Origin of the sequence: Sulfitobacter sp. S223, assembly GCF_025143825.1 — a bacterium.
Classification (GTDB): Bacteria; Pseudomonadota; Alphaproteobacteria; order Rhodobacterales; family Rhodobacteraceae; genus Sulfitobacter.
Map to the genome: position 1 here is coordinate 380,162 of NZ_CP083560.1, position 16,787 is coordinate 396,948.

12 protein-coding genes are annotated in these 16,787 nt (G+C 56.2%); 3 read left to right on the forward strand and 9 right to left on the reverse strand.

Features of this window, described 5'->3' with window-relative positions:
• The first annotated feature begins 101 nt into the window (after positions 1 to 101).
• Together dapA and K3757_RS01870 are read left to right on the forward strand one after the other, a co-directional pair.
• Complete coding sequence (dapA, locus tag K3757_RS01865) at positions 102 to 974, forward strand: 4-hydroxy-tetrahydrodipicolinate synthase (protein WP_259998780.1); 873 nt, start codon at positions 102 to 104, stop codon at positions 972 to 974.
• 72 nt (positions 975 to 1,046) lie between these two features.
• Complete coding sequence (locus K3757_RS01870) at positions 1,047 to 2,210, forward strand: M20 aminoacylase family protein (protein ID WP_259998782.1); 1,164 nt, start codon at positions 1,047 to 1,049, stop codon at positions 2,208 to 2,210.
• 301 nt (positions 2,211 to 2,511) lie between these two features.
• Here K3757_RS01870 and K3757_RS01875 read toward each other — a convergent pair whose 3' ends face one another.
• From K3757_RS01875 to K3757_RS01910, 8 genes are all read right to left on the reverse strand, one after another.
• Complete coding sequence (locus K3757_RS01875; protein ID WP_259998784.1) at positions 2,512 to 3,384, reverse strand: DmsC/YnfH family molybdoenzyme membrane anchor subunit; 873 nt, start codon at positions 3,382 to 3,384, stop codon at positions 2,512 to 2,514.
• Positions 3,384 to 4,142 carry a 4Fe-4S dicluster domain-containing protein gene (locus tag K3757_RS01880; RefSeq protein WP_259998786.1) on the reverse strand — a complete coding sequence of 253 codons (759 nt, stop codon included), beginning with the start codon at positions 4,140 to 4,142 and terminating at the stop codon, positions 3,384 to 3,386. Before K3757_RS01880 ends, K3757_RS01875 begins: the two co-directional genes overlap by 1 nt.
• Positions 4,139 to 5,005 carry an alpha/beta fold hydrolase gene (locus K3757_RS01885; protein WP_259998789.1) on the reverse strand — a complete coding sequence of 289 codons (867 nt, stop codon included), beginning with the start codon at positions 5,003 to 5,005 and terminating at the stop codon, positions 4,139 to 4,141. The genes K3757_RS01880 and K3757_RS01885 overlap by 4 nt, the downstream gene beginning before the upstream one ends.
• Positions 5,002 to 7,842 (reverse strand): molybdopterin oxidoreductase family protein, encoded by a 2,841-nt coding sequence (locus K3757_RS01890; protein WP_259998791.1) that lies wholly within the window; start codon positions 7,840 to 7,842, stop codon positions 5,002 to 5,004. The genes K3757_RS01885 and K3757_RS01890 overlap by 4 nt, the downstream gene beginning before the upstream one ends.
• Before the next feature lie 17 nt (positions 7,843 to 7,859).
• Positions 7,860 to 8,858 (reverse strand): phosphate acetyltransferase, encoded by a 999-nt coding sequence (pta, locus tag K3757_RS01895; RefSeq protein ID WP_259998793.1) that lies wholly within the window; start codon positions 8,856 to 8,858, stop codon positions 7,860 to 7,862.
• A 41-nt stretch (positions 8,859 to 8,899) separates the two neighbouring features.
• A complete protein-coding gene (xsc, locus tag K3757_RS01900; RefSeq protein WP_259998795.1) occupies positions 8,900 to 10,678 on the reverse strand; it encodes a sulfoacetaldehyde acetyltransferase in 1,779 nt (592 codons plus the stop codon).
• Between the two features lie 85 nt (positions 10,679 to 10,763).
• Positions 10,764 to 12,248, reverse strand: coding sequence for a PLP-dependent aminotransferase family protein (locus tag K3757_RS01905; protein WP_259998797.1), 1,485 nt, complete (start codon positions 12,246 to 12,248; stop codon positions 10,764 to 10,766).
• A 75-nt stretch (positions 12,249 to 12,323) separates the two neighbouring features.
• Positions 12,324 to 14,189, reverse strand: coding sequence for an FAD-binding monooxygenase (locus tag K3757_RS01910; protein WP_259998799.1), 1,866 nt, complete (start codon positions 14,187 to 14,189; stop codon positions 12,324 to 12,326).
• A 99-nt stretch (positions 14,190 to 14,288) separates the two neighbouring features.
• On the opposite strand from K3757_RS01910, the gene K3757_RS01915 reads away from it, so the two are divergent.
• A complete protein-coding gene (locus tag K3757_RS01915; protein ID WP_259998801.1) occupies positions 14,289 to 14,735 on the forward strand; it encodes a MarR family winged helix-turn-helix transcriptional regulator in 447 nt (148 codons plus the stop codon).
• Between the two features lie 139 nt (positions 14,736 to 14,874).
• Here K3757_RS01915 and K3757_RS01920 read toward each other — a convergent pair whose 3' ends face one another.
• A complete protein-coding gene (locus K3757_RS01920) occupies positions 14,875 to 16,266 on the reverse strand; it encodes an aspartate aminotransferase family protein (RefSeq protein WP_259998803.1) in 1,392 nt (463 codons plus the stop codon).
• Between the last annotated feature and the right edge of the window lie 521 nt (positions 16,267 to 16,787).

The following is a 16,787-nucleotide window of genomic DNA, read 5'->3' on the forward strand; positions in this document are numbered from 1 at the left end:
ACGTGTCCGCGTGCAGGCGGTCTTTCTCCGGTCACTCCCGTTCGTGGAGGGCCTTCATCTCAGGTGGCCTTTCGGTCTCCAGCACATAAAGGAGCGTGCACATGTTTTCAGGTTCTATGCCTGCCCTCGTCACGCCGTTTCGCAACGGCGAGCTGGATATTGAAACGCTGAAGAAACTTGTCGAATGGCATGTGGGCGAAGGCTCTAACGGACTTGTTCCGGTGGGTACCACGGGCGAATCGCCGACGTTGACCCACCGTGAGCATGAGATGGTCGTCGAAGAGGTCGTAAAAGCCGCTGCTGGCAGAATTCCGGTAATCGCGGGTGCGGGCAGCAACAACACGCTGGAAAGCATCCGTTTGGCGCAGCACGCCGAAAAGGTCGGTGCCGACGGTATTCTTGTGGTCACGCCCTATTACAACAAGCCGACGCAGCGCGGTCTGATCGCGCATTTCACTGCCGTGCATGATTGCTGCGAATTGCCGATCATTATCTATAACATTCCGCCCCGTTCGGTCATCGACATGAGCCCGGCAACAATGGGTGAACTGGCCAAGCTGCCGCGTATTGTCGGCGTCAAAGATGCGACTGGTGATCTCGCGCGTGTGAGCGCGCAGCGCCTGACCTGTGGCAAAGAATTTGTTCAACTGTCAGGTGAAGACGCCACTGCGCACGGCTTTAATGCTCAGGGTGGCGTCGGCTGTATTTCGGTCACTGCGAACGTCGCGCCAAAGCTTGGTGCACAATTGCAAGCGGCGTGCGCTGCGGGTGACTACACAACAGCACTTGAGATTCAGGACAAACTGATGCCGCTGCATCAAGCGATCTTTACCGAGCCGGGCCTGGTTGGTGTTAAGTATGCCATGTCGCGGCTTGATCTGTGCTCCGAAGAAGTGCGCCTGCCACTGACAGCGTTGGGCGACGAGACGCGCAAGCTGATTGACGCGGGCCTCAAGCACGCTGGTTTGCTGTAAAAACAGCGGCCTACACATCGGAAAGTTTCGGACATAAGGTGGAATAAACCCCTCATGTCCGGAGCCCGCCTGATGAATATCCTGCCCCTGATTGACCAAAGCACAGATGAGCTGACCGCGATTTTTCGTGATCTTCACGCGCACCCCGAAATAGGCTTTACCGAAGTGCGGACAAGCCGCATCGTCGCGGAGAAGCTGCATGAATACGGCGTGGACGAAGTATATACTGGCTTGGGCAAGACCGGTGTTGTGGGGCTGATTCACGGCAAGCAAAAGGGCAACCGCCGCGTGGGGCTTCGTGCGGATATGGATGCTCTGCCAATTCATGAAATTACGGGATTGGAGTACGCCTCCAAGAACGATGGTGTCATGCACGCCTGCGGCCATGACGGGCATACCACCATGCTGTTGGGTGCGGCCAAACATCTGGCTGCCACGCGTGAGTTCGACGGCACCGCGGTAATCGTGTTCCAGCCTGCCGAAGAAGGCCTTGGCGGCGCGCGGCAGATGATTGCTGACGGGTTGTTCGAACAATTCCCCTGCGATGAGATTTACGGGATGCACAACACGCCAAACGGCCAACCGGGCAAGGTGGGAATTTGCAAAGGGGTTGCGATGGCTGGTGCGGCGTTCTTTGACATCACAGTGACGGGCAAGGGTAGCCATGCGGCACGCCCTTCGGACGGGCGGGATGCGCTGATCATCGCAGCGAGCCTCGCGACCGAGTTTCAGACGATCCTCAGCCGTAACGTCCCCCCGCTGGATACCTGCGTGCTTTCAGTGACGCAGCTGCATGCAGGAGCGGCCTATAACGTAGTCCCCGAGGTCGCGACGCTTGCAGGCACGATCCGGTATTTCAAGGACGAGATTTACGCATTGGCCGCAGACCGGATGCGGGCCCTTTGCGATGGGTTTGCCCTAGCGCATGATGTGAAGATCACACTGGAACTGCGCAATGTCTTTGACGTGCTGATCAACGATAATGACCTGTCGGATGCCTATCTGGAAGCCGCCGCCGAAATTGTGGGGCCTGAAAATATCTTTTCGAAAGATGAGCCTGCCACCGGGTCCGAAGATTTCGCTGACATGCTCAAAGTCGTGCCAGGCGCCTATTGTGTTGTCGGACACGCCGGAAAAGTGTCGCTGCACAATCCGTCCTTCACTCTGGATCCTGCAATCCTGCCTGTAGGCGCCTCGATAATGGCGCGCATGGTTGAAAAGCGTCTGCCGCTTTAGACGTCACGAACCTGTAAGAGACCATTCTGTCTGGGATATGGCGTGAATACGCGCTGTCCAGAGACTAAATCCGATGCTGCGGGGCGCGATGAAAGAGTTCCGCACAACGCCGGACTATGATTTTGCCGATTTCTGTAACCCAGAACTGCCGTTTGTTCAGCCGATTAGTCGCAATCATGAGGTCCTCCTTGAAAAAGGGCATCAAGGCGTCTGTGTATCCAATCGATTTTCGGACCGGTAGGTAAAGTTTGATAGGGCCTTCGTCCTAGCAGGTGCGCGCGTAACGCTATGACAATCGCCGTTATCGCTTGCCGTAGTAGAGGCCGACAACATGCTCAGCCTGTGCGAAAAAGAGCCAGCGCGCGGTCAGGACACCAGCAATATGAGAGATCACAGCAAGCAGTGCGATCCAGTGATTGAACGGCACAAGCAGGAAAATGACGGGAAGTACGGACATCAGCAGAATTGCGATAATGCGGAGTTTCTGCCCGTGTTTGCGCCCGATCACATAAACGAATTCGCGCAACAGATAGTTGGTGCCGGTATGGGGTGGCTCAAACGCGCGAACGCTGCCGATGTTGCCCAAACCGGTGGCCGTTGCCATGTCTGTGCCGCTATTTGCCAGCGCGCTGTCACCCTTGAACCAAGTGACTACTTGAATGCTGCCGGCTATGGCCAGCAGCACGACTGCCGGTATGACCTGTCCAGACAATAGTGCGCCGCCTGCCAGACACAGCGATATGAAGTTGGCTGGTGTATAGGCGCTGTGCCAGCGGGGAACGGTTTTGAGTTGGCCATAAATCATTGAGGTCGTGAACACAGTACCAAGGGAGGCCGCTGCCCCGAGAAAGCCTAACAGTGTCCAGCGCTGTCCGAAAAACACCAGTCCGGCACCGTAGATCCCCATGATCACAAGAGCGGCAACTGCGCACCATGCTTCGCGCGATAGCCAGCTTGTGCGCCACTGCGTGAATGCCTTCAGCGCACGTTCAGGATGCCCGAGGTGAAAGGTGGACGAAATCAAGCCGCCCACCGCCAACAAATAGGCAATGGTGAAAAACGCGAATGCGCTGAACCCTGTACTGCCCGGCATACCGAGGCCCAAAAACACCAGCAGGCCAAATCCGAGACCGGAGAAGGTGGAGAAAAAGATGACGGAGGGTGCCGGATGCATCAGAGTTTCTCCAGTGTCTTGTCGAGCCAGCGCAGAAAGCCGGTGGCCTCTGTCGCGACCGGCTCTAGGAAGGGGGCAAGAACGTCGATCTGCGGTTCTTGATGGGAAAGCTGATCTTTGGGGCGGGGCGGCAGGTATTTGTTCACAGGCTTTGTGCCTTGCTCCGGCATTAGGTCCATGCCGCCGCGCGCTGCAACTAACTGGCTTACATCTGATTCCGGATCGCCAAGGTCCCCGAAGTGGCGCGCACCCGCAGGACATGTGCGGACGCATGACGGCGTGCGGTCAACTTCCGGCAGGTTTTCGTTATATATGCGGTCCACGCAGAGTGTGCATTTCTTCATGACACCTTCGGCTGCGTCCATTTCGCGGGCGCCGTAGGGACACGCCCAGGCGCAAAGCCCGCAACCGATGCAGTCACTTTCGTTCACCAGCACGATGCCGTCCTCAACGCGTTTGTAACTGGCGCCGGTCGGGCAGACGGTAACGCAAGGGGCGTCCTCACAATGCAGGCAGGATTTGGGGAAATGGATCAGCTGGGCTGTACCCTGTTCGGGTTGTACTTCGTAGCTGTGGACGCGGTTGAGGAATGTGCCTGACGGATCTTCTCCGTAGGGGTCTTGATCCGACAATGGCGCGCCGTAGTTCTCGGTGTTCCAGCCCTTGCAGGAAATTACACAGGCATGGCAGCCCACACAGGTGTCCAAATCAATGACAAGGCCAAGCTTTTTGTCGGTATGTGTCGGGAGCATTGTCATAGGTGACTGTCCTTTGCATAGCAGGTTTGAGCGAAGGTCAGCAGATCGGCATTGAAAGCTTCTGTTTCTTCCCAGAAAGGCGCATGGCCGCTGTCGGTATATTTGATCGCACGCCCGTTTGGCAGGGCCTCAACGGTTTTTTCAGGCATAGGTGAGACGGCAAGACGTTCGTGAATGCCCCATTGCACCAGCGCAGGTACCGATGTTTTAGCCAGATCGGGGCCGTAGTCTTCGTGTCGCTTGCGCGCTGCAAGCCGTACGTGAGGGGGGCAGAGCATGTTGAAACCTGTCATGATTGCCAGATCATCTGCGTCAGGCAAGGTTGCAAAGCAGGCCTTCAGGAAGGCCAGAGTGGCTGCAAGATTGGCGCCCAACTCTTCCTCGTACATATCGCTGGCGCGGACGGCTGTATCGTTCTCGCGTTGTCCAAGTGCTGCTACGGGGCTGTAGCGCCCGGTCGAACCGGAAGAACCTATCAGGCTAAACCCTGAAATATTCCCATCGCCATGCACGCGCAGATAATCTTGCACCACCCAACCGCCCATAGACCAACCAATCAACAGCGGACGCTCTAGCCCAAGGGTTTCAATGATGGCGTGCAGGTCGCCGGCCCACGGGGCGGAGTTGTTATAGGCCTCAGCATCGGCCGGTTTGTCTGACAACCCGTGGCCACGCAGATCAGGTACGATAAGGCGGCAGTGATCTGCCAGAGGTCCGGAAAACTGTCGCGCCCAACTTTGGTGTGCCTGTGACCAGCCGTGAACAAGAATGACGGGGATGCCGTTCGCGTTACCGTACTCAGGCACATATAAGGATACGCCATTCCAGCCTTCGACTGTATGGGTGCAGCGTGGTGCGGTCATTTCCCTACCTTCCATTTCAGCTCTGACGGGCCTTTGCCGACGGGGGATTTCATCGGTGGCATGCTTGGCTGTGACTCGCTGTCAGCCGGGGCGTCAACCTTTCTGACGGCTACCTTCAGATCAAACCAAGCAGCCTGCCCGGTAATCGGGTCCGAATTTGCCCAACGAAGCCCGTCGCCTTTCGGGGGCAGGAGTTCGTGGATCAGATGATTAAGCAAGAAGCCCTTTGTCGCCTCCGGCGCATTTTCATCAAGCGCCCATGCGCCCTTACGCTTGCCAATCGCATTCCATGTCCAGATCGTATTTTCATTCAACGCGGCCATCTCCATGACGGGAACGGTAATCGCGCCGTGGGGCGATGTGATTTCGGCCCAGTCGCCATCAGACAGGTCATGCGCGCGCATTAGCTTTGATGGTAGATACATCGGGTTGCGGCCATGCAACTGACGCAGCCACGCATTCTGGCTTCCCCATGAATGGTACATTGCCATCGGGCGCTGTGTGAGCGCTGTAATGGTGTAGCCTTCGTTGCCATGCTGGTCGGTTTCGTACCAGATCGGCAGTGGCGACATCTTATCCTTAATTTGGGCGCGCAAATGGTCGGGTGGCTGCCGTTTGCCGTGGCCTTCGGCCGCCAGCTGGAATCGGCGCATCGGTTCAGAGTAGAGAGTAAAAAGATAGGGCTGCGGGCTGTCATAAAGCCCCATCTTCACTGCCCAGTTCTGATAGTCTGCGTTCCACGGTTTGTAGTAGTTCGCGCCTTCGGGAATATGTTCGACGAAAAAACCGCCGTTGGCGATGTAATTATCGAGCTGGGAAGCGTTCACATCACCGCGTCCGTTTTGCAGCCCGTTTTCCCCTGTGCGCCAACCGGCCAGCGGCCCGACACCGGGGCGGCGTTCATGGTTGACGATGTAATCGGCGTAATCGGCGTATTTCTGGGTGCCATCCTCATTGGTGAAGGCTGGCAGGCCAAGGCGTGCACCCAGATCACATAGTGCGGACTGAAAACCTTTGACGTTGCGGTCAGGTTCCACCACAGGCCAACGGATTGCGTCTGCCATCGCATCCGCTTCACAAATGGGGCGGTCCAGCAGAGAGATGCAATCATGTCGCTCAAGGTAGGTGGTGTCGGGCAGGATCAGATCGGCATAGGCGACCATTTCGGAGCTGTAGGCATCGGAATAGATAATGCGCGGGATGACGTATTCGCCGCTTTCGTCCTTGTCGGTAAGCATCTGTGTGACACCTGTCGTGTTCATGGAAGAGTTCCACGACATGTTGGCCATGTACATGAACAAGGTGTCGATCTTGTACGGATCGCCTGCATAGGCGTTCGAGATCACCATATGCATCAGGCCATGGGAGGACATCGGATTTTCCCATGTGAACGCCTTATCGATACGCGCCGGGCTGCCATCATCCTTAAGCGCCAGATCATCAGGGCCGTGCACAAATCCAAGGTGCGGACCGTCCAGCGAGGCACCGGCTGTGACCTTGCAGTGTGGCTTGGGATGGGCCGTGGCGGGTTTTGGATAGGGTGGCTTGAACCGGAAACCGCCGGGCACCTCTACGGTGCCAAGCAAGATTTGTAGCGTGTGCAATGCCCGACAGGTTTGAAATCCGTTGGCATGGGCAGAGATGCCGCGCATGGCATGGAAGGAGACAGGGCGACCCGTCATCGTTTTGTGATGCTCACCACGGAAATCGGTCCATTCATGATCAAGCTCAAACGCTTCTTCGAATGCCACACGGGCAAGTTCAGCGGCCAGTGCGCGAATACGTTGGGCCGATATACCGCAGCGTTCTGCCACGGCTTCGGGGGCATATTGGTTGTCGAGATACATCGCGGCCATTTGGTGAAAAACAGGGCGATGCGTGATGCCTTTGGCACGGTGGCTGGCTGCAAGGTCAGGCTTCACGCCTTTGCGGTCAAATGGCGCAAGCTTTCCGGTAATGCGGTCGATAACTTGCTCTTTGCCGTCGGTATCACGCAGCTTGAGCCCGTATTCCGGGGATTTTTCGTCTCCGTTGATTAGAACGGCAGCATCTGTGTATTGCGCCAGATAGTGCAGGTCGATCTTGCCTGCTTGGATCAGGCAGTGGATCATCGACAGGATAAACAGGCCGTCAGTGCCGGGGGTGATGCCGACCCAGTCATCGGCCACCGCGTTGTATCCGGTTCTGATGGGATTGACGCCGATTACCCGCGCACCGCGCGCCTTGATCTTGCCGATGCCCATTTTGATAGGGTTTGAATCGTGATCTTCTGCCACACCGAACAGCATGAACAGTTTTGTGTGGTCCCAATCGGGTTGGCCAAACTCCCAAAACGCGCCCCCCATCGTATAGATACCAGCAGCAGCCATATTGACCGAGCAGAACCCGCCATGAGCTGCGTAATTAGGGGTGCCAAAGCTTTGGGCCCAGAGTGAGGTAAAGCTTTGCGATTGATCGCGTCCGGTAAAGAACGCAAGCTTTTCCGGGTTCGTCTCACGAATGGGGCGCAGCCAGCTTTCCGCGATGGTGTAGGCCTCGTCCCAGCTGATCTCCTCAAACTCGCCAGAGCCACGTTCCCCCACCCGTTTCATGGGGCTGCGCAGGCGGGAAGGGGCATTGTGCTGCATAATGCCGGCAGAACCTTTGGCGCAAAGGACACCCTTATTAACGGGGTGGTCGCGGTTGCCCTCAATATAGGCGACCTTGAGATCGCCAAGCGGATCTTTCTTCATGTGGACGTTGATGCCACAGCGGCAGGCACACATGTAGCAGGTGGTTTTTCTGACCTCGTCGGAGACTTTCGGGCTTAGGTCCAGCACCGGTTGTTTATGCGGCATAAGTCTCTCCTGACGGTTTATTTTGCGGCCTGTACAGTGGTCACGGCGATCATGTTGGTCACATCCGCCGCACTGCATCCACGCGAAAGATCATTGGCAGGCTTGTTGAGACCCTGAAGGATGGGGCCGATAGCCTCACAGCCACCAATGCGCTGGGCGATTTTATAGCCGATGTTGCCAGCATCAAGATTGGGGAAAATCATCACGTTCGCCGAACCTGCTACGGTAGATTTAGGCGCTTTGGACGCTCCGATGGCGGGCACAAACGCGGCGTCGAACTGCAACTCTCCGTCTGCGGGCAGGTCAGGATGAGCAGCCTGAAGTAGCGCCAGAGCATCGGTGACTTTGGTCACGCGCTCATGCTTTGCAGAGCCTTTGGTCGAAAAGCTAAGCAAGGCAACTTTTGGATCAATGCCCACAAGGTTTTTGCATGTCTCTGCGGATTGAGCCGCAATGGCAGCCAATTCGGCCGCGCTGGGATCAATGACAAGTCCACAGTCGCCGAACACCATCACCTTGCGGCCGGATGGATGGTTTTCGGGAAACTCCATCAAAAAGATCGAGGAAACAATTTCTGCATCGGGTGCCTTGCCGATCATCGTCTCGGCGGCACTCACTGTCCGCGCGGTTGTCGAAATAGATCCCCCCACCGTACCGTCCGCATCACCGGCATGAACCATTAGGGCTGCGAATATCATCTGATCGCGGGATTGCCGTTCGGCGATTCTTTTGTTCAGGCCTTTGTGGCGACGCAGGTCAGAATAAAGTGCTGCGTATCGTTCTGTCAGAGGCGACGTTTGCGGGTCCTGAATAAATAACCCTTCCCGCCCCGTTGCATTAACCTGAGCAAGGAGCGCGAGGATCGCCGTCTTGGGACCCACCAAAGTGATAGGCCCCAAACCGGCGTCGAGAGCGGCAAGCGCGCCAGACACAATCCGAGGGTCTTGCCCCTCGCTCATGACGATGTGGGCTGGCCGTTCGGCTGCGCGTTTCCGAAGGTCGCGCAAAACGCTCATGTGGAACTGCGCCTTTCGTGTTGTTTTGCTACATGCACGTTTCAGACAGCTTGATCGCGCATGTCAGCAGGATCAATCCCGGCGACAGACACAGGTTTTTTCATTGCATCGCGGCGGAATGGCTCACCCAATTCCTGATTGATCATCGCTTCGATCAGTGTGGTTTTGCCGTGGTTCATTTGATCATCAATGGCTTTTGCCAGTGCTGCGGTCAGCTCATCCTGCGTGCGGGCAACGACGCCCTCCAGACCACAGGCCTGTGCGATGCCTGCATAGGACACGTCTGTGTCCAGTTCAGTGCCGACAAAATTATCGTCAAACCACAATGTTGAGTTCCGCTTTTCCGCACCCCACTGATAGTTGCGGAAGACGACTTGCGTCACCGGAGGCCAGTCACCGCGACCAATGGCTGTCAGTTCGTTCACTGCAATGCCAAAGGCGCCATCACCGGCGAAACCGACAACCGGCACATCTGGTTGGCCGATCTTCGCACCCACGATCGCAGGCAGGCCATAGCCACAGGGCCCGAACAAACCTGGAGCAAGGTATTTGCGCCCTTCGCTGAAGGAAGGGTAGGCGTTGCCGATGGCGCAGTTGTTGCCGATGTCGGAGGAAATAATCGCCTCTTGCGGCAGGGCCTGCTGGATTGCGCGCCATGCCATCCGGGGGCTCATCCAATCGGGTTTTTCCGCGCGGGCACGCTGGTTCCATGTGGTCCCTGGATCGTCCTGCTCATCCGTCATCGACGTGAGCTCTTGTGCCCAAGCGGATTTCGTCTGGGCGATCATCGCCTTGCGGCTATCGCGATCAGTATCGCCCGCCGTGTCAGCCAGTTGGGCGGTGATGGCAGACGCGACTTTGGTTGCGTCCCCCACAATACCTACTGTGACCTTTTTAGTCAGTCCGATGCGGTCGGGGTTGATGTCGACCTGAATGATTTTCGCGTCTGTGGGCCAGTAATCAATGCCGTAACCGGGAAGGGTAGAGAAAGGATTTAGACGTGTGCCAAGGCAAAGCACGACATCAGCGTTCGAGATCAGCTCCATCCCCGCCTTCGAACCATTGTAACCCAGCGGTCCTGCGAACAGCGGGTGGTTACCGGGGAATGCATCATTGTGCTGATAGCCTACACACACAGGTGCATCCAGTTTTTCGGCCAAGACACGAGAGGCTTCGATCCCGCCCTTTGCCAGCACCACACCAGCGCCGTTCAGGATCACAGGGAACTTGGCGGTAGAGAGCATCTCGGCTGCCTTTGCGACCGCTTTTTCTCCACCCTGAGGTAGTTCAAATTCAACTACTTCGGGGATTTCGATATCAATCACTTGAGTCCAGAAATCACGCGGCACGTTGATCTGCGCGGGGGCAGAGGCACGTTTCGCCTGCATGATGACACGATTGAGCGTTTCGGCAATGCGGGACGGGTCGCGCACTTCTTCCTGATAAGCCACACAATCGGCGAACAGGTTCATCTGCTCCATTTCTTGAAATCCACCCTGACCGATGGTCTTGTTTGCTGCTTGTGGCGTGACCAAAAGCAGCGGGGTATGGTTCCAGTACGCGGTTTTCACGGCGGTCACAAAGTTGGTGATGCCAGGGCCGTTCTGCGCGATCATCATCGACATCTTGCCAGTGGCCCGTGTGTAGCCATCAGACATCATACCGGCCGACCCTTCGTGCGCGCAGTCCCAGAACTTGATGCCAGCCTTCGGGAAAATGTCCGAGATGGGCATCATGGCAGACCCGATGATACCAAACGCATGCTGGATACCGTGGCGCTGGAGCGTTTTGACGAAAGCTTCTTCGGTGGTCATTTTCATCGCAGGTGATCCTTGAATTGTATGAATACGAATCTGGTTATCGGGCAGGTTACGGGGTCTACGGTCAAAGGGTTAGGGCCAGATTTCACGCCGGAATATGGCCACTATGGGTCATGGAAACAATTTCGGATGCAAGCGCTTTCATTCCCTCTGATATGCGGCTTGTCGGGATTGAGGAATAGCCGAGCCTGTAGAAATTACGTTGTTGGTCTTCGCCGCCGAAAAATGAATGCCCGGGTTCGATCAGGACGCTGCGGTTGCGCAGGCGTGTAGCAAGGATTCGGGTGTCAATTCCATCTGGCGCGCGCATCCAGAATGATGATCCTCCGTGCGCGCCTTGTCCTGCAATAGTGAGGCCATATTGCGCGATGGCTTCTTCCATTGCGGTGCGTCGTTCATGCAGCACATTGCCCATCTTGCGCACCAGCGCATCGTAATGGCCAAGTGACAGGAAATAGGCTGCGGTGCGCTGGATGTGTCCGGGCGGGTGGCGCAGCACCGATGCACGCAAGGCACGGGCTTCACGGATGAATGGCTCTGATCCGACAAGATAGCCAAGGCGCAGGCCCGGAAACAGGGATTTGGAGAAGCTGCCCACATAGATGACACGACCATCGGTATCGAGCGACTTCAGCGCAGGCGAGGGGGGTCTCAGGAAGGATGTCTCGAACTCGTAATCGTCTTCGACTATCAGCGCGTCGATCTCGCGCGCGCGGGCCAGCAATGCCCGGCGTCGGGGCATCGGCATGGTGGCATTGGTTGGGCACTGGTGGCTGGGGGTGGTGAAAATGACATCGGTGTCGGGCGGAACAGCTTCGGGTGGCAGCCCGTCTTTATCTACGCGAACAGGGGTCACATGACAGCGTGACTGCACCAGAATATCGCGCAAAGCGTGGTAGCAGGGATCTTCAAGCGCCGCACGGCGGCGTTGCGTCAGCAGGACCTGTGCCGTGAGCCAAAGCGCATTTTGCGCACCCAGAGTTATCAAGATTTGCTCGGGGGCTGCTGTGATTCCCCTGCGCGGCAGGGTGTGTCGGGCGATAAATTCGATGAGTTGCGGATCATCCTGATCATAGTAGTCGCTGGTCATCGAGCTGAAATCGCGCTGGCCAAGTGCCTGTAGCGCGCAGAGCCGCCAGTTGGCATGATCAAACAGCGATTGATCCGCCTGTCCGTAGACAAAAGGATAGCGATAACTTGGCCAATCCTGTGGTTTGCTTGGGGTCACCCCACCGCTGAACCGTTGCCCGATGGCGCGGGTCCAATCCACCGCATCCAAGGTATCGGGGCTGGGTGAGAAGGATGGCGGGCTTGGTGCATTTTCGGAGACATAGTATCCCGAACGGCCCTTCGACATTAGATAGTCATTCGCCAGCAGTTCGGTGTAGGCGATGGTCACTGTGATGCGGCTTACCCCCAGATGAGCGGCCAGCTTGCGCGTCGAGGGAAGCTTTTCTCCATGTTGGAAACGTCCCGACAGGATGCCTTGGGCGATCATCTGCTGGATCTGCGATTGCAGAGTGCCTTGTGCGTCAGGCTGCAGGAAAAAGGTTTCGACCGGAAGAGCCATAGCTAATCTTATAGCTTGGACTTAATTCTCGCGCAATCTGGACCTAAGGGTTTGCGAAATGAGAGTGCTCTCTTGCTATTGCTGGATCATGATATTGTTGAAGAACCCGGCAAGCCTGTCGAAGTGACCAAGAGGCAGCACAGCGGCAATGAACTGGTCGGGCCTTATGATCACCACAGCGCCCTTGGTGCGGTCAATGCCGCGATGGTCAAAGATGTCTGGCCCGACTTTAACATCAGGGCAGTACACTTTTTCATAGTCAATCAAGCCATAGCGACCCTTCCTTGGCAGCAATAGATCAGGGAGGGTGTCGATCCTCATGTCTTGATGCGCTTGCTGGAATATCGCACGGAAATCTATCAGGCTGTCGACGTCATGACCTTGCGCTGTAAACCGCTTTATCGGGCTGTCCGGGTTGGTGCTAAGGTATTGGCATAGCTGTGCGATTTGACCATCTGGCTGACCAAAATCTTCCGCGCCTGCAAAAGCAAACAGCCGCCAGCGTCCATCTGCCTTTATCGTATGTCCCAGATGCATCGGCTTGCCATCGCCCAGCCGGATGACGGGAGCAGAATGGAACCGCATGCCGACCTTGAGGTGCTTTGCCAGAGCTTGGTGGTTTTCGTCGCCGGTAATATCGGATGGGTCGTAACGTGTTTCGACCCCCGCCGTGTAGCGCCCATGTTTCTTGAAATAGCTCTGGAACTGAGCGGCCTCTTCGGCATTCTTGGGTTTCGCACTGAACAGGCGCGCCATATCTCGGTCAAACTCAATCAGCTCTTTCGCTTTTGCTTGGCGTTCTTGCGAATAGCTGTGCAGCAGCGTCGGGTTGGCTTGCCCGCGGAGGACAGCCGCCAGTTTCCAACCCAGATTGAAGGCATCTGCCATCGAAACATTCATACCCTGTCCCGCCTTGGGGCTGTGCGTATGGCAGGCGTCCCCCGCGATAAAGATGCGTGGCGCGCGAACGCCGCGTTCGGCATCGGGGACATCGTCAAACCCGTCACAGACACGCTGGCCAATCTCATACGCAGACCACCACGCCACTTCTTTCACATCCAGCGTGTAGGGCGCGAGAATGTCGCGTGCTTTTTCGATCAGCATGTCGGCTGTTACTGCGCGGTCGGATGCACGCTCGTCCTCGTGCAGTGTGTCCAGTTCGATGTACATGCGAACCAGATAGCCGCCTTCGCGCGGGATGATCAGGATGCTGCCGTGATCAGCTGATTGGATCGCGCATTTAAGGCGAATGTCGGGAAAGTCTGTAACGGCAAGGACATCCATGACCCCCCACAGTTGCCGCGCCGCTTCACCATTTAAGGTGTGGCCAAGAGATTTCCGTACAGTACTACGCGCCCCGTCACATCCAACAACATAACGCGCCTTCAGGATTTCGATGCTGCCGGTGTCGAGGCAGTGAAAGGTTGCAGTGACCGGATAGTCGGGATCGTCAGTTCGGGTGAGGTTTTGCAGTTCGCGGTTATAGTCAGGCTCCAGTCTTCTTGCTGAATTTTTCATGACCTCCAGATAGAAATCGTGCACGCGTGCCTGACTGAGGATGACGTGGGGCATCTCGGACAAGTCGTCTTCGACATCCTGAATTCTGTCCGCGCGGTGCAGGCCATTGCCGTCTGGTTGGGGTCGCCAGAACGCGACTTCATTGACCCAATACGCTTCTTTCAGCACCTTTTCGGCAAATCCGAAAGCCTCGAACATCTCGATAGAGCGGCATGCGATACCATCAGCCTGCCCAATCTTGAGCGGGCCTGACTTACGCTCGGTGATGCGGGTAGAGATTTCGGGGAAAGCCGCCAGTTGTGCCGCAAGCGTTAGGCCGGCTGGCCCGCAGCCAACAATCAAAACATCCACATTGTCGCCGTGCGCTACCTCTGGCGCGACGGATGGATCGCCACTCTGAAAACCGTTGAGGTGATATTGCATGAGGCGAATCCTTTGGTGGTAAGTATGCTTACTAATTAGCTTGCGCTAAGCGGTTACGTCAACATAGTATGTATGCATACATGTTTTGGAGGTGCCTTTATGCCTGTTGATCCGTCCCTATCCGAAATGCCCGGACACCTTATTCGCAGGCTCCAGCAGCAATCTGTCGGTGTCTTTCAGGAGCGAATGAAAGAGGCCGGATATGATATTACATCGGTCCAGTTCGCCGCCTTGGATACGCTGCAAAGATACCCCCATCTCGATCAAACAGGCCTTGCAAGGCGGATCGGGTATGACCGCGCGACAATCGGTGGTGTGGTAAGGCGGCTGTTGAATAAGGGCCTGATCCTGCGGACCCCTGATGATCAGGACCGGCGCGCATTCCGGTTGGCTCTGTCCGCTGATGGACTAGCGCTTCTCGAAAAGCTCAGGCCCGTTGTAAATTCCTTGCAGGAAGAAATACTGCCCAGTCTGACAAGCGAAGAGCGAAATGTACTGATAGGTTTGATGAAGCAGGCGCTGTTGGCAAAACAGAATGCCGAATAACCCCGATCCTATTGCTAGCAAGCGCCGAGCGTTGTGAAAACTAGATTGATGGTCGTGGTAGCCGACAACATGACACTGGTGGCATGAAAAAGGCCCTGTCTGATGACAGGGCCTTTGCGTGCTTAATGTCGTGTCGCGCCTAGCCGAACACGCGCCCCATGGCGCTATCAACGGCATCAATGATCTGGTTGATGTCGTCTTTTGTCGCGATCAGGGCAGGTGAGAAGCAAAGCGTGTTGTTCTTGCCCGGCACGGAGCGGTTGGTGGCTCCAATGACAACACCTTGCTGCATGCAGTCACCAACTACGGCCTGCAACATTTTCTCTGGCATGGGTGTCTTGGTCTCGCGGTCTTCAACCAGTTCTGCACCTAGGAACAAACCCTTTGAGCGGACCTGACCAATCACACTGTACTTGTCCTGAAGCTCTTCGAGCTTGCCGGTCATGTAGGCACCCATGTCGATGGTATTCTGCAGCAGGTTTTCTCGTTCGATGATCTTCATGTTTTCGATCGCCGCCGCCGGACCTGCTGTGCAGCCGCCAAAAGTAGAAATGTCGCGGAAGTAGTTCATCGGGTCTGCTGCATCATCTTTGAACATGTTGAACACCTCTTCGGTGGTCACAAGGCAAGCGATGGCGGCGTAGCCCGAGGCAACGCCTTTTGCCATTGTCACCATGTCCGGCTTAATCCCGTAGTGCTGATAGCCGAACCATGTGCCGGTCCGGCCCAAACCACATACAACTTCGTCAATGTGTAGCAGAATGTCATACTGGTCGCAGATTTCGCGGATGCGTTCCCAATAGCCGTCGGGCGGTGTGATGACGCCACCACCTGCTGTCACAGGCTCGAGGCACAATGCGCCGACTGTTTCAGGGCCTTCCTGAAGGATGATCTTTTCGATCTGGTTTGCAGCCCAAACGCCATAGCCGTCTATCGGTGCGCCTTCCTGCTCGTGAGAGCGATATTCAAGGCAGTGAGGAACCCGGACAAATCCTGGCGTGAACGGTCCGTATTGTGCGTTCCGCTCATCCTGGCCGCCGGCCGAGAGGCAGCCGATTGTGGTGCCGTGATAGTCACGGTCGCGGTACAGGATTTTGTGCTTGGTGCCGCCATAGCGCTTGTGCGCAATCTGGCGTACCATCTTGAAACCCTTCTCGTTCGCCTCGGAGCCGGAGTTACAGTAGTAGAGGCGGCTCATGCCCGGCATCTTGTCGATCAGCATTTCCGAGAAGATCGAACCGGGGATAGAGCCGGCGGAGCCCGCGAAATAGTTCAATTTCACCAATTGGTCGCGCACTGCATTTGCAATCGATTCGCGGCCATAGCCGACGTTGACAGTCCAGACGCCGCCCGACACAGCATCAAGGTGCTCTTTGCCGTGCTGGTCCCAAACGCGCATACCTTTACCTTCAACGATGATCCGAGGATCTGTTGTTTCATAGGTTTTGTGCTGACTTAGGTGGTGCCAAACATGGGCGCGATCGGCCTCGACGACGCGGGAGATGTCATTTTCGTTGAATGTACCGTCCATGATGGCGACCTTTCGAATGGAGTGGTGAATGGGGAAATGGGCGTAGCTCAGGCCCGTTCTTACCATAGCAGACGAGAAATCGTTCAAGAAAAATAGGGCCAGAGGCGTGAGATGATTAGGTCCACATTCGTTCCGTATGCAAAAACCACGTATTTCTGCCGTTTCAGCGATGATCTTGTGTGAAAACGGCTGCCTAATTTTTCAGCAGGCCAGTTTGAGGAACTTTTCGGGGGAGAGACTGGACTCATGCGGGTGGTTGAACTGGTCATTTGTTTTCAGGGGGGAGCAGTCAGAGTGATGAAAGCTTGGGCTAGGCAGCAATGTCTGCGCATTCGTTGGGCATCTTTGCGGGAATGCACGACCTTCCCTGTGACGCTTCTGCGAGCTGTGTTGAGCCGTACGTCTAGGCTGTTAGGAACGGTGGTGTGAACGCGGTCTGGCAGCCGAAAACCACAGTGAAATAAGTTGCAAGTGACGGGGCCTTCGCTCAGGATGCCTGCGTCGGTTGTGGTTTCTACAAC